This window comes from Silicimonas algicola (assembly GCF_003970735.1).
In the GTDB taxonomy this organism is placed as follows: Bacteria; Pseudomonadota; Alphaproteobacteria; order Rhodobacterales; family Rhodobacteraceae; genus Silicimonas; species Silicimonas algicola.
This window is the reverse complement of record NZ_CP034588.1, coordinates 1,873,509-1,898,786: the sequence shown is the minus strand read 5'-3', so window position 1 is coordinate 1,898,786 and position 25,278 is coordinate 1,873,509. Positions and strand designations below refer to the sequence as shown.

The following is a 25,278-nucleotide window of genomic DNA, read 5'->3' as shown; positions in this document are numbered from 1 at the left end:
ACACGAGACCCGGCCCAGACATGGAAAACGTCCTCCTCATCGTCCACATGATCCTGGCGCTCGGCCTGATCGGCGTCGTCCTCCTGCAGCGCTCCGAAGGCGGCGGGCTGGGCCTCGGCGGCGGCGGAGGAGGCGGGCTCGTCTCGGCGCGCGGCGCGGCGACGGCGCTCGGCAAGGTCACCTGGGCCCTCGCCATCGCCTTCATCGCGACCTCGATCGCGCTCACCATCGTCGCGGCGCAGAAGTCCGCCTCGGGATCGGTCCTCGATCGCTTCGGCGTCGACACGCCGTCGACCTCGGGCACGCCGGACCTGCCTGCGGGCGGCTCGCTCCTGCCGCCGGTCCCCGGCGCGGGCGACGCCACTCCCGGCACCTCGGGCGGCGCGGCCCTGCCGCCGGCCGACTGACGCCACAAGAACTAGAAACGCCACGCGGATGCCCGCAAGATGTTGCGGGCGAACCCTTGCGGCTTCCGGGCGAATCCTCTACGGGTAGAGCCCCGTGATGCTGCGAAATCCGGACCCCGGACGCGGCACGACCGAGCACACATCACGGGAGCAGTCCGCACATGGCAAGGTACGTCTTCATCACCGGCGGTGTGGTCTCCTCGCTCGGCAAGGGCCTGGCCTCGGCGGCGCTCGGAGCGCTGCTCCAGGCGCGCGGCTATTCCGTCCGGCTGAGGAAGCTCGATCCCTACCTGAACGTCGACCCCGGCACGATGAGCCCCTTCGAACACGGCGAGGTCTTCGTCACCGACGACGGCGCCGAAACCGACCTCGACCTCGGCCACTACGAGCGCTTCACCGGCGTCCACGCCCGCGCCACCGACAGCATCTCGTCCGGCCGCATCTATTCGAACGTTCTCGAGAAGGAGCGCCGCGGCGACTACCTCGGCAAGACGATCCAGGTCATTCCCCACGTCACCAACGAGATCAAGGACTTCCTCCACATCGGCGACGACGAGGTCGATTTCATGCTCTGCGAGATCGGCGGCACCGTCGGCGACATCGAGGGCCTGCCCTTCTTCGAGGCGATCCGCCAGTTCTCCCAGGACAAGCCGCGCGGCCAGTGCGTGTTCATGCACCTGACCCTCCTGCCCTACCTCGCCGCCAGCGGTGAACTGAAGACCAAGCCCACCCAGCACAGCGTCAAGGAGCTCCGCTCGATCGGCCTCCAGCCCGACGTCCTCGTCTGCCGCTCCGAACAGCCGATCCCCGAGAAGGAGCGTGCCAAGATCGCGCTCTTCTGCAACGTCCGCCCCGACGCCGTCATCCCCGCCTACGACCTCAAGTCGATCTACGAGGCGCCGATGGCCTATCACAAGGCCGGGCTCGACCAGGCCGTCCTCGACGCCTTCGCCATCTCGCCCGCGCCGAAGCCCAACCTCGCGCGGTGGGAGGACGTGATGGACCGGCTCGACAACGCCGAGGGCGAGGTCCGCGTCGCCATCGTCGGCAAGTACACGCAGCTCGAGGACGCCTACAAGTCCATCGCCGAGGCCCTGACCCACGGCGGCATGGCGAACCGCACCCGCGTCAAGGCGCAGTGGATCGACGCCGAGATCTTCGAGCGCGAGGATCCCGCCCCCTATCTCGAGAACTTCCACGCCATCCTCGTCCCCGGCGGCTTCGGCGAGCGCGGGACCGAGGGCAAGATCAAGGCCGCCCAATTCGCGCGCGAGAAGAAGATCCCCTACCTCGGCATCTGTCTCGGGATGCAGATGGCCGTCATCGAGGCCGCCCGCAACGTGGCCGGCGTCCAGACTGCGGGGTCCGAGGAATTCGACCACGAGGCCGGCAAGAAGCGCTTCGAGCCGGTCGTCTATCACCTCAAGGAATGGGTCCAGGGCAACCACGTCGCCCGCCGCAAGGTCGGCGACGACAAGGGCGGGACGATGCGATTGGGCGCCTATACCGCCAACCTCAAGCCCGGCTCGAAGGTCGCGCAGGTCTATGGCGAGACGGTCATCGAAGAGCGCCACCGCCACCGCTACGAGGTCGACGTGAAATACCGCGACAAGCTCGAGGCCGCGGGCCTCTGCTTCACCGGCATGTCGCCCGACGGCCGGCTGCCCGAGATCGTGGAGTGGAAGGACCACCCCTGGTTCATCGGCGTCCAGTTCCACCCGGAGCTGAAGAGCAAGCCGTTTGCGCCGCATCCGTTGTTCGCGGATTTCGTCAGGGCGGCGGTTGAGGTGAGTAGGTTGGTTTGAGTGCCACAGCCAAAGAAACATCACTACATTCCTAGCTTCTATCTAAAGAGGTGGGCAGGGGTCGACGATAGGATTTGCGAGTTCAGTAGGCCTTGGAAGACACAAGTTCGGCCCAGAAGAGTTCATCCCAATGCTACCGGTTATCAGCTTGGCCTCTATAGCTTTCTGTACTCCTCTGAGCCTAATAAGCAGACGGTCGAGGAGAGATTTTTCAAGGATATTGATGACAAAGGGGCATCCTCGCTTTTCGAGCTGGAGAATAACAAGGGTGTGCTAAGCAGAGAGTGTATAAAAGACTTTTCAAGGTTTATCATATCTCTAGAAATCAGATGCCCCGAAGATATCGCGAGACTTCGGAAAGATTGGACTGAAGCGGTCTATGTCGCAAATCGCGCGGAACCCTTCGTTCTCGAAAAGAGTTTCCCGTTCACCCCCGCCACAGATAAAGTGGCACAAGCCGGCGTTGAACATAGCATGTACTCCAGCCTGAAAGAGGTCATGGAAGCACACGCCAAATCCTACGAGGAATTCAATTGGCGGGTGATTAGCTTACCAGAAACGCGATTGACTTTGCTGACGTCAGACAGACCCTTGTTGAGAACCTACTCTACACGACACCATTTCTCAACCTTTTTGCTGCCGCTCGGCCCTCGCACGTGTCTGCTAGGATATCGAGGCAACATAAGCCCTCACGCGTTTCTCACACCACACCGTAAGAGAAAACAGATCAATCAGGATATTCATATTGATGGGGAAGGATTGGTGAGGTTCGTAAATATGTTTGTGACGGAAAACGCCGTTAAATATGTATTCGCGACCGATGACAAGCAACTAGTATTCGTCAATAATAGAATATCTAAGCGTCATTATCCGAGGCTTAGCGACTCGTTCGCGGATTATTTCTCTGGCATGCCGCCACGCGACTTTCCGCTCCCTCATACCATCGAACCTCATGATTTTGTTGGATTGAGGGTTACAACTGAAGCCTACGAGCGATTTCGTCCAGTGTAACAAGCACCCGTAGGGTGGGGTTCCACCCCACCAAATCTCCCTCCAACCCTCCACGCCACGGTGGGCTGAACCCCGCCCCACCCCCCCTCGGCAACCCTCCGCCGACCTCGTCGCTCCTATGTCTCAGTTGAATGACCGCCCTCCGGGCCGCCCTACATCCTCCCTCTTAAGGGTCGTTCCCGGCCCCACCCAACTGGAGGAAACCCATGAAACTCACAGCACTTGCACCCCTCGCGATCCTGCCCCTCATCGCGGCCTGCGGCAGCAACGACGACTACGGCCTGCCCGGCAATGAGTCGCTCTACATCGGCTCCGGCGCGGACGTCACGGCGGCTGGCATCGCGCATGATGACGCGGTCGCTGATGCTCTGACCGTTGAAGCAGTTGAAGGCACCACTGTCCTCGGAGAGCTGCCGAGCTCCGGCCGTGTATCCTACGTCGGCACCATCGAGGGAGTCGGTCTCGACGCCGACTACTACGCCGACCTCGGGATGCGCGCCGACCTCGAGACGGGTGACGTGGATGGTCAGATCGCAAACTTCTACTGGACGGATGCTCGCGGCTGGAATGGCGTGATCGGGCTCGACGGCGAGGTCAGCGATGTTCTCACGAGCGCGGGCGTCGCTGTCAGCGGCGACGGGACCCTCACCAATGGAACTGCCTCTGCCGCCTATACAGTCGACATTGACGGATTCCTCTACGGCGACGACGGGACAGCCTTCTACATGGATGGCACCTCGACGGCCGGAGCGGAAACGTTCGACACCGAAGCCGCCGGCGTCCGCGACTGATCCGAACCAAAAGGGGGCGCGCCCGTTGCGCGCCCCTCCCCCAACGCTACCCGCCGTTCCGCGCCAGCCAGTCCTCCATCCAGACGATCTCGGCCTCCTGCGCGTCGATGACGCCTTGCGCGAAAGTCCGCACCTCCGCGTCCTTCCCGTGCTCCAGCACGATCCGCGCCATGTCGACCGCGCCCTGGTGATGCGCGATCATGCCGCGCACGAAGTCCGCGTCGGCGTTGTCCGAAAACTCGATCGCCATGCCCTCGTGCATCCGCGCGTTGGCTTCCATGTAGGCGATGGTCGCCGGCGTCTCATCGCCCGCCATCGTGTGGCCCTCGTGCCCGGTCTGCGCCATCGCCAGACCGCCCGCCACCGCCAGGGCACCCGTGCCCAGGAATATCGTCCGCTTCATCCTGCCGTCTCCCCTTGCCGCCGGACCGCCCGGCGTTGTCGCTTCATAGATGGTGTGGCGCGGTCCGCCGGTCCAGTGACGTTCCCTCGATCAGGGGTGCGTCGCACCGACGCGATACCGACGTGATACCGACGTGATGCCGATGCCCTCGAAACCCGCGCCGGGCCGCGCTATATGAGCCGCATGTTCGGTGACCTCCTCCGCCGCCTGACGGCGCCAGACCCCGCCCCACTCGCCGTGCCCGACGCGCGTATCGCCCTCGCGGCGCTCCTCGTTCGCATCGCGCGAACCGACGGCACCTATTCGCCCCACGAGGTCTCGCGCATCGACCGCATCCTCGCCAGCCGCTTCGGGCTCGGGCCGTTCGAGGTCGTAAACCTCAGACAAGACGCGGAAATCCTCGAGGAAGAAGCGCCCGACACAGTCCGCTTCACCCGCGCCATCAAGGAGGCCGTGCCCCACGACGACCGCGCCGGAGTGGTCGAGGCGCTGTGGGAAATCGTCCTGGCCGACGGCGAACGAGACCACGAGGAGGACGCCCTGATGCGCCTCGTGGCGCCGATGCTGGGGATCAACGACCGCGACAGCGCGCTTGCCCGCCAACGCGTTGAAAACAGGGGATGATCGCCTCCCTCGCGATGTACGACTGGCCCCACCAGCAGCATCACTGGGACAGGCTCTGGGATCACCTCCGCGACGCCATCCGCGCCCGCGGCATCGACGCGCCCGACGCCCTGACCCGCCACGGAAGTCTCTGGGATCACTGGCAAAGCTCCGACCTCGTCCTCGGCCAAAGCTGCGGCATGCCCTACCGCACCCGGCTTCACGGCAAGGTCGCCCTCGTCGGCGCCCTCGACCACGGCCTGCCCGACGCGCCGCCCGGCTGGTACAACTCCGTCCTCGTCGTCCACCGCGACGCCGCAGGACACCTCGCCGACTTCTCGGACCGCACGCTGGCCTACAACGGGCAGGACAGCGAGTCGGGCTGGGCCGCCCCTCAGGCCGCCGCCGCAGACGCGGGCTTCCGCTTCACCCGCTCGCTCCACACCGGCGCGCATCGCGCCAGCCTCCGCGCCGTGGCCGAGCGCCGCGCCGATATCGCCGCCATCGACGCCGAGACCTGGCGCCTCGCCTGCCGCTCGCTGCCCGGCACCACGGGACGCCTCCGCGTCATCGGCACCACACGCCCGACACCCGGCCTGCCCCTGATCGCGGCCCGCAGCCACGATCCCGACCGTCTCGCCGAGGCCGTCGAAAGCGCCCTCGCGGCCGCGGAACCCTCGACGCTCGACGCGCTTCACATCCGCGGATTCGTCCGCATTCCCGCGGCGGACTACCTCGCCGTGCCGATCCCGGCCCCGCCCTCGCAGGATGTGCCCGCCGCCTAAGCCGTTGCGCTTGCCCGCAGATCACGTCTAACTCGCGGGCGACACAGGACCGAAGGCCCGCCCTTGACCGACACCAATGCCGTCATCGAGATCAGGAACCTCCACAAGAGCTTCGGCGCGCTCGAGGTTCTCAAGGGCGTCGACCTGAGGGCGAACCGGGGCCAGGTGATCTCGCTCATCGGCTCGTCAGGGTCCGGCAAGTCGACGCTCCTTCGTTGCGCCAACCTCCTCGAGAACAGCCAGGAGGGCGACATCCTCTTCGAAGGCGAGGCGGTGCGCTGGAAGGGCCGGGGCGCCGCCCGGCATCCGGCCGACCGCGCCCAGGTGCTGCGCATCCGCACGAACCTCTCGATGGTGTTCCAGCAGTTCAACCTCTGGTCCCACCTGACCGTGCTCCAGAACGTGATGGAAGCGCCCGTCACTGTGCTGAAACGCGACCGGGCCGAGGTCGAGGAGGCCGCGCGCGGCTACCTCGCCAAGGTCGGCATCGGCGACAAGTGCGAGGCCTGGCCGGCCCAGCTGTCAGGCGGCCAGCAACAGCGCGCCGCCATCGCCCGCGCACTCTGCATGGAGCCGCGCGCACTTCTCTTCGACGAACCCACCAGCGCCCTTGATCCCGAGCTCGAGCAGGAGGTGATCCGCGTCATCAAGGCGCTGGCCGAGGAAGGCCGGACCATGGTGATCGTGACCCACGACATGAGCCTCGCCCGCGACACGTCGGACCATGTCGTCTTCCTCCATCAAGGGCTCGTCGAGGAAGAAGGCGCCCCCGATCGCCTCTTCAGCCAGCCGGAAAGCGAACGGCTTCGGCAGTTCCTGTCTCACGTCTCGGCCTGAGCGCGTTTCCGTAGCGGCAGTCTTGTCAATCTTCGCGGATCGACTAACCCTATCGTATCGCTGAACGAATGGGAGAGAACCAATGAAGACCGCGATCGTGACGGCCACGCTTCTTGCGCTGGCCGGACCCGCGCTGGCGCAGGACGTCATAAGAATGGGTACCGAAGGTGCCTACCCTCCGTGGAACTTCATCAATGACGCGGGCGAGGTCGACGGCTTCGAGCGCGCGCTCGGGGACGAGCTTTGCACGCGCGCCGAGCTGACCTGCGAATGGGTGACGAACGATTGGGATTCGATCATCCCGAACCTCGTCTCGGGCAACTACGACGCCATCATCGCCGGCATGTCGATCACCGAGGAACGGGACGAGGTCATCGATTTCACCCAGCCCTACACGCCGCCTGACCCGTCGACCTATGCCGCGCTGTCCGAGGATATCGACTTCGCCGGCGGCATCATCGCGGCCCAGACCGGGACGATCCAGGCCGGCTACATCGCCGAAAGCGGAGCTACCCTGGTCGAGTTCGCCTCGCCGGACGAAGCCATCGCGGCCGTCATGAACGGCGAGGCCGATGCGGTCCTTGCGGACGACAGCTTCATCCAGACCTCGATCCAGGCGAACCCCGACCTGATGGCCGTGGGCGACCCCGTGGCTCTCGGCGGTGGTGTCGGCATGGGCCTGCGCGAGTCCGACACCGAGCTGAAGGAAAAGTTCGACGCCGCGATCCAGTCCATGAAGGACGATGGTTCGCTGAACGAGCTCATCGCCAAATGGGAAGTCAGCTCCGCCTGGTAGGCGGAACGCTTGGGGCGGCCCTTCCGGCGCCGCCCCGGACGACCTGCCTCGGGCACCCGGCATCTCGGCCCTAGTATCCTTGTCCCGATCGGCTAAACTCTGCCGACGAGCGTCACGGCCCGGAGACAGGCGAAATTTTCTCTTTCTGCACCGACCCTTCCGCGATCGACGGCCTGGCCTGGCTGGCCTGCTATCTGACGACCGGAAAGCACCTGGCCGCCTATCTGTCGATCCTGACGGTGCTTGTCCTTCTGGCCATCACGGCCCCCGCCTCGCTGGCCTTCGGCTTTGCGGGCGCGGTCGCGGCCCGCAGCCGGATCGCGCCCCTGCGCTGGCTCGGTCAGGGCTACACCGCCATCGTGCGGGGCGTGCCCGACATCGTCTTCTTCCTGTTCTTCGTCTTCGCCCTCGACCAAGGGCTGGAATGGTTGCGCCACCAGGCCTTCTGTCCCGACTGGACCGAGCCGATCCGGCGCGGCAGCGATTTCATCGTCTGCCCGGCGGCGAAGCTGCCGCTCTCGACCTCGCCGCAGTGGGTCCACGAGACCTACAACTTCTTCATCGCCGTCCTGACCTTCGCCATCGTCTTCGGCGCCTTCGCGGCCAACGTCCTCTATGGCGCGATGCGCGCCGTTCCCCGTACGCAGCTCGAGACCGCGGAGGCCTATGGCCTGTCCGAGCGGCAGACCTTCTGGCGCATCCTCGTGCCGCAGATGTGGGTCTATGCCCTGCCGGGCCTGTCGAACCTCTGGCAGATCCTCGTCAAGGCGACGCCGCTTCTGTTCCTGCTGGGCGTCGAGGACATCGTCTACTGGGCGCGCGAACTTGGCGGCACCAAGGGCGGGATGTTCGAGTATCCGCACCCCGACTGGCGCCTCTGGTACTTCCTGGCGCTCCTGGTGTTCTACCTCGGGCTGACCCAGATCTCCGAGATCGCCTTCCGCCGCCTGAACCGCCGCTTGTCGCACGGCCAGTCCCTGGGACACGCGGCATGACGTCAGTTGAAGACGATCACCGCACAGACGATGGCGACGAGGGACATCAGCGCCGAGGCCTTGCCGAGCTTCTCCATGAGTGCGCGGTCCGGCGGCGTACCGGCACCCCGCGCCCTGGCGGCAATGGACGCAGAGCCGAAGATCAGCGCCGTCAGCACCGTCGCCGCGACGAGCTTGACGTAGAACGCCGGCCCGAGCGTCAGCGTGCCGAATTCGATCCAGACGAGCAGAAGACCGGTCAGCCAGAGAAGCGCGATGGACACCATGCCGAAAGTCTTGAACAGCTTCAGGACGGATGTGATCTGCACCGTCGGCGGTCCCTCGGCGCGCGACATCAGGATGCCCGTCCCCATGCCGCCAAGCGACCCAAGGATCAGCGCGTAAAGGTGGACGACCTTCAGAACGACAAGCATCGGCGGAATCTCCCCGTCGGCGCGAGATTAGCCGCGCCGCGCCAGGACGCAAGCGCCGCGAGAAGGCGCGGCGCATGAGCTGCCTCGACACCCTCGGAAGCTACGGGCTTCGCTCGCTGGGCTTCGGCGAGAGGCTGCTGCCCAGGTCAGACTTCACCCTCTGCGACCAGGTCGTGCTCATCGGCTCGGGGATGCTGTGGAACATCTACTTCGGTGTGCTGGCGCTGATGCTCGGCTTCTTCCTCGCCACCGCCATCGCCGTGGGAAAGCTCTCGCGCAACGCCTTCATCCGAAAGCCCTGCGAGTGGTTCGTGTTCGTCTTCCGGGGCTCGCCGCTTTTCATCCAGTTCTTCCTCGCCTACGAGGCCTTCGTCCTTCTGCCCAAGGAGGGCATCGAGATCTTCGGCATCACCGCCGAGACGCGATGGCTGACGCGGGCCTGGGCGGGCGCGCTGGTGGTTCTGTTCCTCAACACCTCGGCCTATTCGGCCGAGATCTTCTACGGCGCACTGCGCGCCGTCCCGAAAGGCGATGTCGAGGCGGCCGACGCCTATGGCCTCTCGGGCTTCGCGCGCTTCCGCCGCATCACCTTCCCCACCATGCTGCGGCTTGCCTGGCCCGCCTACACCAACGAGGCGATCTTTCTCTTCCACGCGACCACGCTCGTCTTCTTCTCGGGCTTTCCGGCGTGGCAGCAGCAAGGCGACGCGCTTTACTATGCGAAGTATTTCGCAGACAAGACGTTCAACCCCTTCGTCCCCTACCCGATCGTGGCGGCATTCTTCATCCTGCTGACGCTCTGCGTGATCCAGGTCTTCTCGATGGCCAACGCGCGGCTGAACCGGCACATGCCGGACCGGGCGGGACGCATCCGCTACAGACCGAAAGTGATCCGGTGACTTATGAAGGACTGGCTTAGATCCCGACCCGACATCCGCATGATCTCGACCGCCGTGGCCGACCTGAACGGGCAGGCGCGCGGCAAGCGGATGCCCTCGGGCTTTGGCGCGAAAGCGCTGGATGACGGGGTGCGGATGCCCTTGTCCGCGCTCAACGTCGACATCTGGGGCGACGACATCGAGAACAGCCCGCTGGTGTTCGAATCCGGCGACCGCGACGGCGTGCTGCGTCCGACCGACCGGGGGTTCGTCACCACGCCCTGGCTCGATGCGCCCTCGGCCATGCTTCCGATGTGGATGTTCACCGACGAGGGCGGACCCTTCCGGGGCGACCCGCGCCACGCGCTCGACGCGGTTCTCTCCCGCTACCGCGAGCGCGGCCTCGAGGTCGTCTGCGCGACCGAACTCGAGTTCTTCCTGATCGACGACAGCGAAGAGGTCCTGCGCCCGCCCCGGTCGCCGCGATCGGGAAAGCGCCGGCTTGGCGGCGAGATCCTGTCGCTGCGCGCCCTCGACAGCTTCGACACCTTCTTCTCCGAGCTCTACGACGCCTGCGAGGAGATGGACATTCCCGCCGAGACGGCCATCTCCGAGGCCGGGCTCGGACAATACGAGATCAACCTGATCCACGGCCCCGCTCTTCGCGCCGCCGACGACGCCTGGCTGTTCAAGCTTCTCATCAAGGGTCTGGCGCGCAAGCACGACTTCGCGGCCAGCTTCATGGCCAAGCCCTATCGCGACACCTCGGGCAACGGGATGCACGTCCATTTCTCGCTTCTCGAGGATGGCCGGAACGTCTTCGACGACGGCACCAAGCGCGGGACCGACATGCTGCGCCACGCCGTCGCGGGATGCCTTGCGGCGATGCCGCCCTCGACGCTGGTCTTCGCGCCCCACGCCAACAGCTACGAGCGCCTCGTCCCCGAGGCCCACGCCCCCACGGGCGTCGCCTGGGCCTACGAAAACCGGACCGCCGCGATCCGCATTCCCTCCGGCCCTCACTCGGCCCGGCGGATCGAGCACCGCGTCGCGGGCGGCGACACCAACCCCTACCTGATCCTCGCCGCCATCCTCGGCGCGGCCCTCATCGGCATCGAAGACGAGATGGAGCCGCCCGAGCCGATCACCGGCAACGCCTACGAACGCGACCTCGAGCAAATCCCCACGACATGGGAAGACGCGATCAAGCAGTTCGAGGAAAGCCCGATGATGAAGCGCATCCTGCCGCCCGAGTTGATCCGGAACTATGTGATGACCAAGCGGCAGGAGGTGGCCGAACTCGACGGGATGACAGAGGCCGAACAGACGGATCTCTATCTCGACAGCGTGTGACCGGGGCGGCTTCGGGCCTCAGTGCTTGCCCGTGGGCCAGCCCTCCATCAGACCCAGCATCGGCCCGACGCCAAGCGTCTGGTCGACCGTACCGCGATAGAGCATCTCGAAGGCGACGTAGAGCAGCACGGCGAGTCCCAGCCACGAGATCCAGGGAAACCGCGTGAGAAGCTTCATGATCAGCGTCGCCGCGAAGGCCATCAAAAGGATGGCGAGGCCAAGACCCAGGATCAGCATGATCTCGTCGCCGTCCGCGATCGCCGCGACCGCCAGCACGTTGTCGAGCGACATCGACACGTCGGCCACCGCGATCGACAAGAGCGCCTGGCGCAGACTGCGGCGCGGCGCGCCGGTATAGCCTGACTGCGGATCGTCCGCCGCGCCCATGCTGTCGGCCGCCGCGTCTTCCGTACCTGCGCGGATCTCGACAAAAAGCCGCCAGCACACCCAGAGAAGCAGAAGCGACCCGATGAACAGCAGACCCTTCACGTCCAGAAGGCTGGTCGCCACCACCGCAAAGAGGATCCTCAGCCCCGCCGCCATGACCATGCCATAGAGGATGGCTTTCTTCCTCAGGTCCGGACTCAGGCTTGCCGCTGCCATGCCGATGATGAGCGCGTTGTCTCCCGACAGGATCAGGTCGGCGACGACGATCTTCCCAGAGTCCAGAAGCATTTCGATCATGCGGGCGCGTCGTCCTCTGCGGTCGTGGCGCCATGCATGGTCCCCGCCGCCGGGAACTGCAAGGCCGCCCGGATCACGGCCTTTTCACGAGGTGGACCGGCGCCCGGTTTCCTAATCCCCTGATTAGATGCCGCTTTTGAGGGACCTGTGTCTCTGCGACGACTTTTCCCTTTTGTGGACGGTGTTTGTTCCATTTCCGCCCGACTTTGGTTTCAATGTTTGGTAGGATGATTCTCGGTTGATTTATTGAGTGTGGAAAGCGTGAGCGGGTACATTGGAACGGGCATCGCGATCACCGGCATGGCCATGCGGCTTCCGGGAGGAATCGTGGGGGCGGAAAGCTATTGGCGAACCCTTCGGGATGGCACCTGCGCCATCCGGAAGCTGGACAGGGAAGATCTCGAGGCGGCCGGCGTGCCTGCGCACTTGGCCGCGCGACCGGACTATGTCCCCTACGCCGCGCCGCTGGACGAGTTCGACCACTTCGACGCCGACTTCTTCGGGCTTTCGCCCAAGGAAGCCGCGATCATGGATCCCCAGCATCGCCAGTTCCTCGAGACCGCCTGGGAGGCGCTCGAGAACGCGGGCCACGCCCCCGATACCTTCGGCGGCAAGATCGGCGTCTTCGCCGGCTGCGGGATGGGGTCGTACTTCTATTTCAACGTCTGCTCGAACCCCGACCTCGTCGACGGCACGGGCATGTTCCTGCTTCGGCACACGGGCAACGACAAGGACTTCCTGTCGACACGCGTGAGCCACTTCATGGACCTGAAGGGTCCGTCGGTGAACTTGCAGACCGCCTGCTCGACCTCGCTCGTCGCGGTCCACTATGCGGCGCAGGCGCTTCTGAACGGCGAGTGCGACATGGCGCTGGCCGGCGGCGTGACCATCGAGCTGCCCCAGGGCCAGGGCTATCTCTACAAGGAAAACGAGGTCCTTTCGCCCGACGGGCACTGCCGCGCCTTCGATCACCGCGCACAGGGAACCGTCTTCGGATCGGGCGCGGGCGTCGTGACGCTCCGCCGGCTCGAGGACGCGATCCGCGACGGCGACCCGATCTGGGCCGTGATCCGCGGCACCGCGATCAACAACGACGGCGCCGACAAGGCGGGCTATCTTGCGCCCTCCGTGTCCGGACAGGCCGACGCCATCTCGATGGCGCAAGAGGCCGCAGGCGTCACCGCCGACCAGATCGGCTATGTCGAATGCCACGGCACCGGCACCTACCTCGGCGACCCGATCGAAGTCGCTGCGATGACCGAGGCCTTCCGCCGCTCGACCGATGCCACCGGCTATTGCCGCATCGGTTCGGTCAAGACCAACATCGGACACCTCGACACGGCGGCGGGCGTCGCCTCGCTCATCAAGGCAACGCTCGCTCTGCACCACGAGGCGATGCCGCCCACGCTCGGGTACGAGGCGCCGAACCCCGCCATCGACTTCGACACCTCGCCGTTCCGCGTGAACGACAGGCTGACGCCCTGGCCCAAGGGCGCCACGCCGCGCCGCGCGGGCGTCAACTCTCTCGGCGTCGGCGGCACCAACGCCCACGCCGTGATCGAGGAAGCGCCCCAGGCGCCGGCCTCCGAGGAAAGCGCCTGGCCGTTCCAACTTCTGACCCTGTCCGCCCGCTCCGAAACCGCGCTCGACGCCGCGTCCGGGCGGCTGTCGGACCACCTGCGTGCGACCGACGACGACCTCGCCGACATCGCCTGGACGCTGAAGGAAGGCCGCCACGCCTTCGACAAGCGCCGCGTCGTCGTCGCCGAAAGCGCCGAGGAAGCCGCCACGCTCCTGCGCGAAAACGATCCCCGCCGCGTCTTCACGCAGTCGGTCGTGGGCGAGGATCCCGAGGTGGTCTTCATGTTCCCCGGCGGTGGCGCGCAATACGCCGGCATGGCCCGCGACCTTTACGACACCGAACCCGTGTTCCGTGAATGGATGGACAAGGGCCTTGCCGTCCTCGAGCCGAAGCTCGACTACGACGTCCGTGCGCTCTGGCTGCCGGAAGCGGACGCGCTCCGCGCGGCCGACGAACGCCTCAAGACGCCTTCGGTCCAGCTCCCACTCATCATGATCGTGGAATACGCGCTGGCGCAGCTCTGGATGAGCTGGGGCGTGAAGCCCTCGGCCCTCATCGGCCACAGCATGGGCGAGAATACCGCCGCCTGCCTCGCCGGCGTGATGAGCTTCGAGGACTGCATCGGCCTCGTCCACCTGCGTGGAAGCCTCTTCGACACCGTGCCCGACGGCGGGATGCTGTCGGTGGCTCTGCCCGAGGCGGATCTGCGCAAGCGGCTGTCGCCCGACCTCGACATCGCGTCGATCAATGCGCCCTCGCTGACGGTCGCCACCGGCCCCATGGCCGCGCTCGACCGGCTGGAGCAGGCGCTGAAGCTCGACGGCATCGACTGCCAGCGCATCGCCATCAACATCGCAGCCCACAGCCGGATGCTTGAACCGATCCTGGCCGACTTTGGTGCCTACCTGCGCTCGATCACTCTGAAGGCGCCCGCCATCCCCTTCGTGTCGAACCGCAGCGGCACGTGGATCACCGAGGCCGAGGCGACCGATCCCGACTACTGGGTCGGACACCTTCGGGGAACCGTCCGCTTCGCCGACGGCATCTCGACGCTGGCCGAGCAGAAGAACCGCCTCTACCTCGAAGTCGGACCTGGTCGCGCGATGATCTCGCTCGCCGCCCAGAATCCCGACGTCTCGCGCAACCAGGTCATCGGCACCCTGCGCGATCCGAAGGACGCCGTCACCGACGACACCTTCTTCGTGACCATGCTGGGCCGCGTCTGGGCCGCCGGCGGTCGCTTCGACTGGTCGCAGATCTGGGCCGGTGCCGCGCGCCGCCGCGTGCGCCTGCCGTCCTACCCGTTCCAGCGCAAGCGCTACTTCATCGAGCCCGGCAACCGCGTCGAGGCCACGGCCGCGCGCGACTGGCTGATGCGGATCGAGGACCGCGAACAGTGGGGATGGAAGCCGGTCTGGAAACCGACCTACGCCGACTGCGCCATCGACGTCTCGACCGGCCTCGACGAGGCCCCGGCCGAGGACTGGCTGGTGTTCGTCGACGACACCGGGCTCGGCTCGACCGTGGTCGAGCGTCTGCGCCAGGCCGGCCACCGCGTGATCGACGTCCGCTCGGGCGACACCTTCGCCCGAACTGGCCCCGAATCCTATGTCGTCGCGCCCGAATTGGGCGAAACGACCTATGAAAGCCTGGTGCGGGACCTCGCCTCCCGCGAGCGGATGCCGACCCGTCTCGCGCATTTCTGGATGGTGACGGGGAAAGAGAAGTACCGCCCCGGCTCGTCGTTCTTCCACCGGCTCCAGGAAGAGGGTTTCTGGTCGCTTTTCCACTTCTCCCGCGCCTGGGCCTCGGTCGACGGCGGCAAGCTGCACCTCTCGGTCTTCACATCCGACACCTTCCGCACCCGCGACGAGGATATCCGCTATCCCGCGAAAGCTACTGTGCTCGGCCCCCTCCGCGTCATCCCGCGCGAGTTTCCGGGTCTGACGTGCAGCCTTCTCGACCTGCGCAACTCGGGTCGCGACCGCGCCCGCGCGCTGATCGTGCCGGTCCTGGAAGAGCTTCTCTCGACGCCCGCCAACACCGTCGCCGCCGTCCGGGGTTCGAAGCGCTTCGTGCAGGACTGGGCGCATACCGCCCTGCCCGCCACCGAGGAGATGAGCATCGCCGAAGGGTCGGTCGTGATGATCACCGGCGGCCTGGGCGGCATTGGCCTGACCCTGGCCGAAGCGCTGGTGCGCCGCTCCCGTGCCCGCATCGCCTACGTGGCCCGCACCGCCCTGCCGCCGCGCGCGGACTGGGAGGGCATCATCCGCCGCTCGCCCGAGGGCAACACCCTTGCCCGCCGCCTGTCGACCCTGATCCGGCTCGAGAAGGAAGGCGGCCAGTTCCTCGGCCTAGCCGCCGACGTCTCGAACCCCGAGGAGATGGCCCGCGCCGTCGCCACGGTGACCGAGACCTGGGGCAAGCCATCGGGCCTGATCCACGCCGCCGGCGCCATCGCCGACGCGCCGATCCTGTCGAAGACGACCGCGAGCATCTCCGAGGTCTTCACGCCCAAGGTCTATGGCACCCAGGTCCTCGAGGATCTGTTCCCCGACGGCTCGCTCGACTGGATGGTGCTGTTCTCGTCGTCCTCGACCGCCACCGCGCCGGCGGGTCAGGTCGACTACGTCGCCGCGAACGAGTACCTCAACACCCTCGCCAACGCTCGCCAGGGCGGAAGCACACGCGTGCTCGCCATCGACTGGGGCGTCTGGGCCGAGGTCGGCATGGCGGCAGAAGCCATCGAGGCGCGCGACACCCATGTCGAGAAGACGCCCGAACCCGTCCGGCAGCCGCTCCTCGACGGCGCGACCCGCGACGAAAACGGCGACCGCACCTTCGTCTCGCGCTGGCGCACCCGCGACCAGTGGGTGCTGGACGAGCACCGCACCAAGGCGGGCGATTCCCTCCTGCCGGGCACGGGCTACCTCGAACTCGCAGCGCAGGCGCTGGCCGCCGACGGACGCGACGCGGCCTTCGAAATCCGCGACCTGACCTTCCTGACGCCGCTTCGCGTCGAGGACGAGGGCGAGACTTCGGTCCGCGTCACCCTGCCCCGGCAGGACGGCGGGTACGGGATGCAGATCCGCTCGGCACTCGACGGCAAGACCTTCGAGCTGAACGCCGAGGCGCAGCTTCGTCTCCTGCCGATGATCCCGCCCGCCTCACTCGATCTCGACGAGATCGGCGCGCGCTGCCCGCGCAGCGTCTTCCCGGACGGCGCCGGCACTCTGGACGCGCCGCAGGCACATCACCTCAGGTTCGGACCGCGCTGGCAGGTCCTGCGCTCGATGCACTTTGGCGAGCATGAGGGTGTCGCACATCTCGTCCTGCCCCAGGGCGACACCGCCTATCACCTGCACCCCGGTCTCATGGACATCGCCACCGGCTGGGCCGTCGAACTGATCGAAGGCTATGCCCCCGACCAGTTCTGGGTGCCCGTCTCCTATGGCTCGGTCCGCGTCTTCGGCGCGCTGCCCTCGCAGGTGGTAAGCTGGGCACGCCTGCCCGAGGATCACGCCGGCTCCGGCACCGCGACCTTCGACATCACCCTCTGCGCCCCGGACGGTGTCGTCTGCGCCGAGATCCGCGGCTTCACGATCCGCCGTCTTGCCGGCGGCATCAAGTTCGCCGCCGCGCGCAAGGCGCAACCGGCCCGCGCCGCGGCCCGCACCCTGTCGCCTGCCGAGGAGCGGCTGCGCCACAACGTGAGCCAGGGCATCCAACCCGCTGACGGCGCTCAGTTCTTTCTCCGCGCCCTCGCCTCGCCCCAGGCCCAGGTTCTGGTCTCCTCGCTCGACCTCAAGGGTCTCATCGCCCAGGTCGAGCATGACGCCCGCCCACGCCAGGCCGAAGGCCAGACCTTCGAGAGGCCCGACCTCGACAGCGACTACGTCGAGCCGGAAGGCGCCATCGAACGGCGGCTGGCGAAGTTCTGGACCGACCTTCTGGGCATCGACCGCGTCGGCGCCGAGGACAATTTCTTCGACCTCGGCGGCCACAGCCTGATCGCGGTGCGTCTCTTCGCGATGGTCAAGTCGGCCTTCCACGTCGACTTCCCGATTTCGGTCCTCTTCGAGGCGCCGACGATCCGCAAATGCGCGGTCCTGATCGTTCAGCACGGCGGCGGCGCCGAAGGCGAGGACGGGGCGGAAGCGCCCCCGGGCTCGACGGCAACCCCCGCGCGCCGGTTCACCCACCTCGTGCCGATGCACCACGGTCAGGGCGGCGAGAAGACCCCGCTCTTCATCGTGGCGGGCATGTTCGGCAACGTCCTGAACCTGCGGCACCTCGCGCACCTCGTGTCGCCCGACCGCCCGGTCTACGGCCTCCAGGCCCGTGGCCTCCTGGGCGGCGACGCGCCCCATGACAACCTTGTCGAGGCGGCGACCGACTGCATCGCCGAGATCCGCCAGATCCAGCCCTCGGGCCCCTACATGCTGAGCGGGTTCTCGGGCGGTGGTCTGACGGCCTTCGAGATGGCTCAGCAACTGACCCGCGACGGCGAAGAGATCGCCTCGCTGATCCTGCTCGACACGCCCTTGCCGCAGGAGCGGCAGATGACGCGGCGCGACCGGATGGCACTTCAGCGCATCAGGCTGCGCGAGGAAGGTCCGCGGTATCTCTGGAACTGGGCCGCGCGCCGCGTCGCCTGGGAAATCGAGAAGCGCCGGGCAAAGGACTTCGAGACCTCGTCGACCGAATTCCACAACGCCGAGATCGAAGCCGCCTTCCGCAAGGCGATCTCGACCTACCAGGTCAGCGACTGGGCCGGGGCGATGACGCTCTTCCGCCCGCCGCTCGACAAGCGGTGGGAGGTTGCACCGGGCCGCTGGGTCAAGTCCGACCGCACCCTGATCGACGAGGCCAATGACTGGCGGCCGCACGCGCCGAAGATCGAGGTCTTCGAGGTGCCGGGCGACCACGATTCGATGGTGCTCGAGCCGAACGTTCGGGTTCTGGCCGCACGGATGCGCGCCGTGCTCGAAGCGTCCGAACCGAAGAAGCGTACCTTCGTCGGACGGCATCTGCGCGCCGCGGAGTGATCCTTGCTTCGCGACGCGACGCGACGATTCGGCAACGTCGCGGATTTCTGACCTGCAGGGGCTTTCCCGGATCGGGCGCGGACCATAGGGTCGCGCCGTTCCGGGTGGGGTTTTTTTGACCGGAGGGGGTAAAAGGTGATGGCGTTCGACTGCCTGCTGGCTGGCAACGACAATCTGACGATTCAGTGTGGCGCGATGTGTCTCGACGCCGGCAACCGGATCCGCGCCGTCCTCACCCATGATTCCCGCGTCTCCGCCTGGGCCGAAAAGGCCGGTCTTCCGGTCGCCGTGACTGACGAGGCGATGGTGGCACTCCTGGCCGGTGATCGCGTCGACTGGTTCCTCTCGGTCGCCAACACCGACATGTTGTCCGACTCCGTCCTGGCCGCCGCCACGAAGGGCGCGGTCAACTTCCACGACGGCCCGCTGCCGCGCTACGCCGGCCTCAATGCGCCGGTCTGGGCGATCCTGAACGGCGAGACGTCCCACGGGATCACCTGGCACCTGATCGAGGGCGCCGTCGACGAGGGCCGCATCCTCGTTCAGCGGCAGGTCAACGTCACCGACAGCGACACGGCGCTCACGCTGAACGCCCGCTGCTTCGCCGCCGCCATCGAAAGTTTCGACGAGGTGCTGGACGCGCTGTCCTCTGGCGCGCCGCAGGCCCGTGCACAGGACCTGTCACAACGCACCTACTTCGGCCGCCATGACCGCCCGGCAGGCAGCGGCGTCCTCGATCCGTCGCAACCGGCCGTCGATCTCGCCCGCATCGTCCGCGCGCTGAACCACGGTGACTATCGCAACCCCGTCGCCACGGCGAAGCTGATGATCGGCAGCCGCATGATCCTCGTACGCGAGGCCGAGGTGACCGAGGGCTCCGGTACCCCCGGCCAGGTCGTCGATTCAGGCGAAGGCTGGCTGACGCTGGCGACCGGCGCGGGTCGCCTGCGCCTCTCCGGCCTCACCGATCCGCTCGGCGCTCCCCTCGTCCTGCCCGTCGCCCCCGGCACGACCGTCTCGGCCACCGACATCGATGCCGCCATCGCCGGGGTCGTGCGCGCCGAAGGCCGCTGGATGCGCCGCCTCGCCGACTATCGCCCGGCACTCTGGTGCGCGGACACCGGCGCCTCCGGTCAGTGGTCCGAGACGCTCGACGGCCTCGACACCGACAGCGCCGCGCTGGCCTTCGCGCTGATCGTCGCGGCGCGCGCCGACGGCACCGCGGTCGACCTCGCTTACGTCGGCCCAACAGCACCCGGCCTGTCGCCCTGGCGCCCGTTCCGCGCCGACCCCGCGGGCAAACTCGGCACCGCCGCCACAGCCTTCCGCGCCGCCCTCGAGGCCGCACGCACCGCGCCCGGCTTCGCCACGGACCTGCCCGCGCGCTGCCCGGATCTGTCCGAGCGCCGCCTGCCCGACGCCGCGATCTCGGACGTCGGAGCGATACCCGGCCCTGCCCTGACGCTCACTCTCGACGGCACGCCCACGCTTCACGCCGACCTCGCCCGGATCACCGAGTCCGAGGCCGGGCTCTTCGCCGCGCGCGTCCGTCACCTCGCCGAGGCTCTTGCCACGGCGGACGACGCGACGCCGATTGCCGCCCTGCCGATCCTGCCCGAGGTCGAGCGCAAACTCGTCATCGAGGACTGGAACGTCACGGCGACCGACTATGCCCCCGCGACGCCCGTCCACGGCTTTTTCGAAGCCCAGGTGCGCGCCCGGCCCGACGTCACCGCGCTGGTCTTCGAAGGCGAAAGCCTGACCTACGCTGACCTGAACGCCCGCGCGAACCGCGTCGCTCACACCCTGCGCGGCATAGGCGTGACCGAGGGCCAGCCCGTCGGCCTCCACGTCCGGCGCTCGCTCGACCTCGTCGTCGGCGCGCTCGGCATCCTCAAGGCGGGCGGCGCCTACCTGCCGCTCGACCCGGCCTATCCCGCCGACCGCATCGCGCTCTACATCGAGGACAGCGAGACCCGCGTCATCGTGGGCGAGACCGCCCTGCCGCTCCAAACCTCGGCCGAGATGCTGACCATCGACGCCGACCCGCGCCTCTCCACCGCGCCCGACACCGATCCCGGCGTCACTGTCGCGCCCGATAGCCTCGCCTACATGATCTACACCTCGGGCTCCACCGGCCGCCCCAAGGGCGTCATGGTCGAGCATCGGAACGTCTCGAACTTCTTCACGGGCATGGACGCGCGCCTCCCGCACGAGCCGGGCAGCGTCCTGATGGCCGTCACCTCGCTCTCCTTCGACATCTCGGTCCTCGAACTGTTCTGGACCCTCGCGCGCGGCTTCAAGGTCGTGCTCTCGGGCGAGGAAAAGCTGGTCGCGGGCGCGGTTTCGGACCCGAAACCCGTCGCGGGTGGCATGGACTTCAGCCTGTTCTACTGGGGCAACGACGACGGCGTCGGCCGCGACAAGTACGCCATGTTGCTCGAAGGGGCCAAATTCGCCGACGACCACGGCTTCACCGCCGTCTGGACGCCCGAGCGGCACTTCCACGCCTTCGGCGGTCTTTACCCGAACCCGTCGGTCACCGGCGCCGCCGTGGCGGCGGTCACGAAGAACATCGGCGTCCGCGCCGGGTCCTGCGTCGCCCCCCTCCACCACGTCGCCCGCATCGCCGAGGAATGGGCCGTCATAGACAACCTGACCGGAGGCCGCGCCGGCCTCGCCATCGCCTCAGGCTGGCAGCCGGACGATTTCGTCCTCAACCCCGCCAACACGCCGCCCGCAAACAAGCCCGCCATGTTCCGCGCCATCGAGGACCTTCGGAAGCTCTGGGCGGGCGAAGCCATCGAGATGACCAAGGCCGACGGCACCACCGTGTCGCGTGTGACGCAGCCCCGTCCGGTTTCGTCGAAATTGCCCGTCTGGGTTACCACCGCCGGCAACCCCGAGACCTGGAAGCAGGCCGGCCAGATCGGCGCCAACGTCCTGACCCACCTCCTCGGCCAGACGGTCGACGAGGTCGGCCAGAAGATCGCCATCTACCATGAAGCACTCCGCGAGGCCGGGCATGACCCGAAGGACTTCGCAGTCACGCTGATGCTGCACACCTACCTTGCCGCCGACCGCGAGACGGCGCGCGAGATCGCGCGCGAGCCGATGAAGAACTACCTCCGGTCGGCCGCCGACCTCATCAAGCAGTACGCCTGGGCCTTCCCCGCCTTCAAGCGTCCCGCCGGCACCGAAAGCGCGCACCAGATCGACCTGTCCGGTCTCGACGCCGAGGAGATGGACGCGATCCTCGACTTCGCCTTCGAGCGCTATTTCGAGCGGTCGGGCCTCTTCGGCACCATCGACGACGCCATGGCCCGCGTGGCCGAGGTCAAGGCGCTCGGCGTAACCGAGGTCGCCTGCCTCATCGACTACGGCATCGAGCGCCAGACCGTCCTCGACGGCCTGCGCACCCTGGCCGAGGTCGTGCGCCGCGCAAATGAAGGTCATGCGCAGGACTGGTCCATCGCCGCGCAGATCGAACGGCACGGCGTCACCCACTTCCAGTGCACGCCCTACATGGCGCGGATGCTGGTCTCGAACGACGATGCCCGCGCGGCGCTCTCGCGCGTCAAGCACCTGATGATCGGGGGCGAGGCGCTGGCAGGGACGCTGGTGGCCGAGCTGAACCGGGTCACGGGCGCGACGATCACCAACATGTACGGCCCGACCGAAACCACGATCTGGTCCACGACCGCGCCCGCCACGGCGGAGGAAACCACCGTCGGCATCGGCACGCCCATTGCCAACACCCGCTGCTACGTCCTCGACGACGCCATGCGGCCCTGCCCCGTCGGCGTCACAGGCCAGCTCTGGATCGCGGGCGCGGGCGTCACGCGCGGCTACTGGAAGCGCGACGCCCTGACCGCCGAGAAATTCCGCGCCGATCCCTTCGTAGCGGGCGAGCGCATGTTCGGCACCGGCGACCTCGCGCGATGGACAGCTCAGGGCAAGCTCGACTTCCTCGGCCGCAACGACGCGCAGGTGAAGGTGCGCGGCTTCCGCATCGAACTGGGCGAGATCGAGGCCGCGCTCGAGGCCGACGCCTCGGTCCGGCAGGCCGTCGTCACCGCCGAGCCGGACGCCAGCGGCGTGCCGCAACTCACCGCCTACATCATGGGCGAGGCCGACACTGCTGCCCTTCGCAGCCGCCTCACCGCCGAGCTTCCGGCCCACATGGTGCCCGCGCGGATGTTCACGCTCGACGCCTTCCCGCTGACGCCGAACCGCAAGGTCGACCGCAAGGCCCTGCCTGCCGCCGTGAAAGCCAGGGCCGAGGCGAAGCCCGCACCGAAAGTGGTGCAGCCCGCCGCCGCGAATGCACCGACAGCACCCGTCGAAGCCATCCCCTTCGACCGTCGCGCCTTGCTGGAAACCGTGGGCGGCGTCTGGTCGGAGATCCTGGGCGTCGGCCCCATCCAGCCCAGCGACAACTTCTTCGACCTCGGGGGCCACTCCCTTTTGGCGGTCGAGGCGCACCGCGCGCTCCGCGCGAAACTCGGGCTGAAGGCCCTGTCCATCGCCGACATCTTCCGCGCGCCCACGCTCTCGGGTCTCGTCCAGCGGATCGAGACGCTCTCGGGCGGCGGCGACGGCCCGAAGCCCGACCAGCCCTCCCCCCTGTCCGAAGCCGCGAGCGCCAGCATGGCCGACGCCCGCCGCGCTCTCAGGCAACGCCGGGGAAGCTGAAAGCCCCGGACTTGATCCGGGGCCTCGAACCACAGGCGGACTACCAAGCTTGGCGAGGCCCCGGATCAGGTTCAGGGCACGTCTAGCCGCTAGCCACCCCAGTCCGCGCATACCCCCTCACCACCTCCCAGACGACCCGCTGCATCAGCCGCGCGGCCTCCTCGGAGGGCGCGTCGGCGGGTGTGCCATCCTCGCGCATCAGCCTGAACGGCAGACCCTCGGGAGACCGGCCGTACAGCACCGCATAATGTGTCAACGCCATCAAGTAAGCGCCCAGGTCATTGAAATGGATGGCATCCTTGAAAAGCTCCGAGACGTCCGCCAACCGCTCGACACCGCCCTCCGCCTCCAGCGCCCGCGCCATCGCCGCCATGACCTGACCCCCGGGGATGACGTGGATCGGCCCGCCGATCTCCTCGTCCGCCAGCGCCCGGTCGATGATCTCGCGCTCCCACAGGCGCGCCAGATCGCCATCGAGCCGCGCCAGCCAGTCGTCCCGGTCGCGGTCGTGCCAGGTCTCGTAGAGATAGACCCGCACCCCCGGGTTCGCCTCCCGCGCGGCCTTGGTCCAGAGGGCCAGATACCGCCAGCTGTCGTGATACTTGATCGAGGACTCGAGCCCGATCTTCTCGGTCAGCACCACCGCATCATAGTCGCCGCTGTCGGCGGCCTCATGCGCCTCGCGGAAGCGGGGATGGGCGTTTTCGGTCTCGCCACCCTCGAGCGGGACATCCGGCTCCCAGTGCGCCTGCAACTCTGCGCCCCAGCCAAGCTGGCTGTCATAGCGGTGCCCCTCGCCCGCGAGCTGCGCCAGCATCGCGGGCATCGTCCGCCCGACCAGCGAATGGCCGATGAAGTAGACCGACAGCGGCCCCTCCGGCGGCGGCAGTGGCGCGGAATACAGCGCTTCGACTTGGGCGGAGTCGATCGGCTCGGGCGCACAGCGGGTCAGCCCGCAGGCCGAGAGGATCAGGAAGACGGCGGCGGAGAACTTGCGAAACAGCGAGGGCATGGCCGGAAGCTAGGGCGAAACCCGGTTCCCTTCCACGCGGAAATCGCGGAGAGCTTTGGCATGGCCCGTCTCATCCTGTCCTTCTGCCGCGATTGCCTGGGCTCGGTGCCCGAGACGCTGACGGAGGCCCTTCGCGACCTGCCCGTGCGCATGCGCCTCGCCGATTGCCTCGGCCGCTGCGACGCGCCCCAGGCGCTGGCTCTCGAGGGTCGGAGCCTTGCCGCCTATCTCTTCGACGGCATCGACGTCGAGACAGACGCCGCCGACATCGCCGCGACCTGCAAGGCCGTGCTCGAGGCCGACGCGGGCTGGATCGAGGATGCGCGCCCCTGCGGCCGACTGCGCCACCGCCTCGTCACGCGGGTGCCGGCCTGAGGGCTAGTGATCGAGGGCGTGGTCGTGCCCGTCCAGCGTGACGCCATTCGACGCCGCCACGACGAAGCCGATCCCGAAGCCGAGAGCGAGCCCGATCAGAAGCATGGCTATGGCGCGGTTCATCCGTCTCTTTCTCCGTTCCATAAAGCGCCCGCGAGGACGCCCAGGACGGCCCAGACCGCAAGGCCCACGCCAAGAACCCTCGCCGCAAAAAGCGCCGCCAGTTCCGGCGGCACCGGCCCGCCGAAGGCCTCCGGCATCGGCGCGCCCCAGAGGTGCGGCGCCAGCAGAAGGACTACCGCCGCAGCCCATGCAGGCCAGGATCTGCCGAAGGCGATCAGCCACAGCGCCACTGCGGCGGAGATCACGCAGGCGAACCACCAGACCTGCCGCGCCTCGACCTCGCCCGCGAGCGATCCGGGCAGTTCGGGCGCCAGAGACACGGCCGGCGCCATCTGCGCCACCACGAAGCCCGCGACGCCCCACAGAATCCCGCGCCGCGCGTCGACGCCTGCGCCCCGCATCTCGGCCAGCGCCATCAGCGCGACGAGGATCAGCGCGTATCCGCAATAGACCAGCATCGAGAACACGACCGTCAGGCCGTCCCGCAGCGGGTCGATGCCGGCGAACCGAAGCGACCCTGCGGGAGACCCGTCCGCGCCGAAATGCGTCAACTGTCCCGTCTCGTACAGCTCGGCCTGGAGAAGCAGGGGCTGCACGAAGATGAGTTGAAGAAGCGCGGCCAGAAGGCCTGCCCCGGCACCAGCGATCAGCGCGCTGGTCAGAAGTCTTGGAAACATCG

Annotated in this window: 19 protein-coding genes; 14 read left to right on the top strand and 5 right to left on the bottom strand. The window is 67.4% G+C overall.

Annotation, left to right across the window (positions count from 1 at the left end; translation table 11 throughout):
- Positions 1 to 20: 20 nt before the first annotated feature.
- The 4 genes from secG to EF888_RS09390 all read left to right on the top strand — a co-directional run bounded on the left by secG (position 21) and on the right by EF888_RS09390 (position 4,014).
- Positions 21 to 407, top strand: a complete 387-nt coding sequence (secG, locus tag EF888_RS09405; RefSeq protein ID WP_109758753.1) for a preprotein translocase subunit SecG — start codon at positions 21 to 23, stop codon at positions 405 to 407.
- Positions 408 to 568: 161 nt separating this feature from the next.
- Entirely contained in the window at positions 569 to 2,212 is a 1,644-nt protein-coding gene (locus tag EF888_RS09400) for a CTP synthase (RefSeq protein WP_109758752.1), read from the top strand.
- On the top strand, positions 2,213 to 3,223 hold the full coding sequence (locus EF888_RS09395) for a DUF4238 domain-containing protein (RefSeq protein WP_109758751.1): 1,011 nt from the start codon (positions 2,213 to 2,215) through the stop codon (positions 3,221 to 3,223).
- Between the two features lie 206 nt (positions 3,224 to 3,429).
- A complete protein-coding gene (locus EF888_RS09390; RefSeq protein WP_109758750.1) occupies positions 3,430 to 4,014 on the top strand; it encodes a hypothetical protein in 585 nt (194 codons plus the stop codon).
- 46 nt (positions 4,015 to 4,060) lie between these two features.
- On the opposite strand, the gene copM is transcribed toward EF888_RS09390, so the two are convergent.
- The gene (copM, locus tag EF888_RS09385) at positions 4,061 to 4,417 is read right to left on the bottom strand and encodes a CopM family metallochaperone (RefSeq protein ID WP_109758749.1); all 357 of its coding nucleotides are present in this window, start codon (positions 4,415 to 4,417) and stop codon (positions 4,061 to 4,063) included.
- Between the two features lie 183 nt (positions 4,418 to 4,600).
- On the opposite strand from copM, the gene EF888_RS09380 reads away from it, so the two are divergent.
- The 5 genes from EF888_RS09380 to EF888_RS09360 all read left to right on the top strand — a co-directional run bounded on the left by EF888_RS09380 (position 4,601) and on the right by EF888_RS09360 (position 8,433).
- The gene (locus EF888_RS09380; RefSeq protein ID WP_109758748.1) at positions 4,601 to 5,041 is read left to right on the top strand and encodes a tellurite resistance TerB family protein; all 441 of its coding nucleotides are present in this window, start codon (positions 4,601 to 4,603) and stop codon (positions 5,039 to 5,041) included.
- Positions 5,038 to 5,805: a phosphate/phosphite/phosphonate ABC transporter substrate-binding protein gene (locus EF888_RS09375; protein WP_109758747.1), complete on the top strand. Its 768-nt coding sequence runs from the start codon at positions 5,038 to 5,040 to the stop codon at positions 5,803 to 5,805. The genes EF888_RS09380 and EF888_RS09375 overlap by 4 nt, the downstream gene beginning before the upstream one ends.
- A gap of 63 nt (positions 5,806 to 5,868) precedes the next feature.
- A complete protein-coding gene (locus EF888_RS09370) occupies positions 5,869 to 6,642 on the top strand; it encodes an ABC transporter ATP-binding protein (RefSeq protein ID WP_109758746.1) in 774 nt (257 codons plus the stop codon).
- 82 nt (positions 6,643 to 6,724) lie between these two features.
- A complete protein-coding gene (locus EF888_RS09365; RefSeq protein ID WP_109758745.1) occupies positions 6,725 to 7,438 on the top strand; it encodes a transporter substrate-binding domain-containing protein in 714 nt (237 codons plus the stop codon).
- Between the two features lie 134 nt (positions 7,439 to 7,572).
- Complete coding sequence (locus EF888_RS09360) at positions 7,573 to 8,433, top strand: ABC transporter permease (RefSeq protein ID WP_109758744.1); 861 nt, start codon at positions 7,573 to 7,575, stop codon at positions 8,431 to 8,433.
- A gap of 2 nt (positions 8,434 to 8,435) precedes the next feature.
- Here EF888_RS09360 and EF888_RS09355 read toward each other — a convergent pair whose 3' ends face one another.
- Positions 8,436 to 8,846 (bottom strand): hypothetical protein, encoded by a 411-nt coding sequence (locus EF888_RS09355; RefSeq protein WP_109758743.1) that lies wholly within the window; start codon positions 8,844 to 8,846, stop codon positions 8,436 to 8,438.
- Between the two features lie 74 nt (positions 8,847 to 8,920).
- Here EF888_RS09355 and EF888_RS09350 point away from each other — a divergent pair, with 74 nt between their 5' ends.
- Positions 8,921 to 9,745, top strand: coding sequence for an ABC transporter permease (locus tag EF888_RS09350; RefSeq protein WP_109758742.1), 825 nt, complete (start codon positions 8,921 to 8,923; stop codon positions 9,743 to 9,745).
- 3 nt (positions 9,746 to 9,748) lie between these two features.
- Positions 9,749 to 11,077 (top strand): glutamine synthetase family protein, encoded by a 1,329-nt coding sequence (locus tag EF888_RS09345; protein WP_109758741.1) that lies wholly within the window; start codon positions 9,749 to 9,751, stop codon positions 11,075 to 11,077.
- A gap of 18 nt (positions 11,078 to 11,095) precedes the next feature.
- Here EF888_RS09345 and EF888_RS09340 read toward each other — a convergent pair whose 3' ends face one another.
- Positions 11,096 to 11,761 (bottom strand): YjbE family putative metal transport protein, encoded by a 666-nt coding sequence (locus EF888_RS09340; protein ID WP_109758740.1) that lies wholly within the window; start codon positions 11,759 to 11,761, stop codon positions 11,096 to 11,098.
- 300 nt (positions 11,762 to 12,061) lie between these two features.
- Here EF888_RS09340 and EF888_RS09335 point away from each other — a divergent pair, with 300 nt between their 5' ends.
- Entirely contained in the window at positions 12,062 to 18,394 is a 6,333-nt protein-coding gene (locus tag EF888_RS09335) for a type I polyketide synthase (RefSeq protein ID WP_109759016.1), read from the top strand.
- A gap of 138 nt (positions 18,395 to 18,532) precedes the next feature.
- A complete protein-coding gene (locus EF888_RS09330; RefSeq protein WP_109758739.1) occupies positions 18,533 to 23,089 on the top strand; it encodes a MupA/Atu3671 family FMN-dependent luciferase-like monooxygenase in 4,557 nt (1,518 codons plus the stop codon).
- Between the two features lie 82 nt (positions 23,090 to 23,171).
- On the opposite strand, the gene EF888_RS09325 is transcribed toward EF888_RS09330, so the two are convergent.
- Complete coding sequence (locus EF888_RS09325) at positions 23,172 to 24,101, bottom strand: hypothetical protein (RefSeq protein WP_241239860.1); 930 nt, start codon at positions 24,099 to 24,101, stop codon at positions 23,172 to 23,174.
- 60 nt (positions 24,102 to 24,161) lie between these two features.
- On the opposite strand from EF888_RS09325, the gene EF888_RS09320 reads away from it, so the two are divergent.
- Entirely contained in the window at positions 24,162 to 24,476 is a 315-nt protein-coding gene (locus tag EF888_RS09320) for a DUF1636 family protein (RefSeq protein ID WP_164721636.1), read from the top strand.
- Between the two features lie 119 nt (positions 24,477 to 24,595).
- On the opposite strand, the gene EF888_RS09315 is transcribed toward EF888_RS09320, so the two are convergent.
- On the bottom strand, positions 24,596 to 25,276 hold the full coding sequence (locus tag EF888_RS09315; RefSeq protein WP_109758738.1) for a CbtA family protein: 681 nt from the start codon (positions 25,274 to 25,276) through the stop codon (positions 24,596 to 24,598).
- Positions 25,277 to 25,278: the final 2 nt, after the last annotated feature.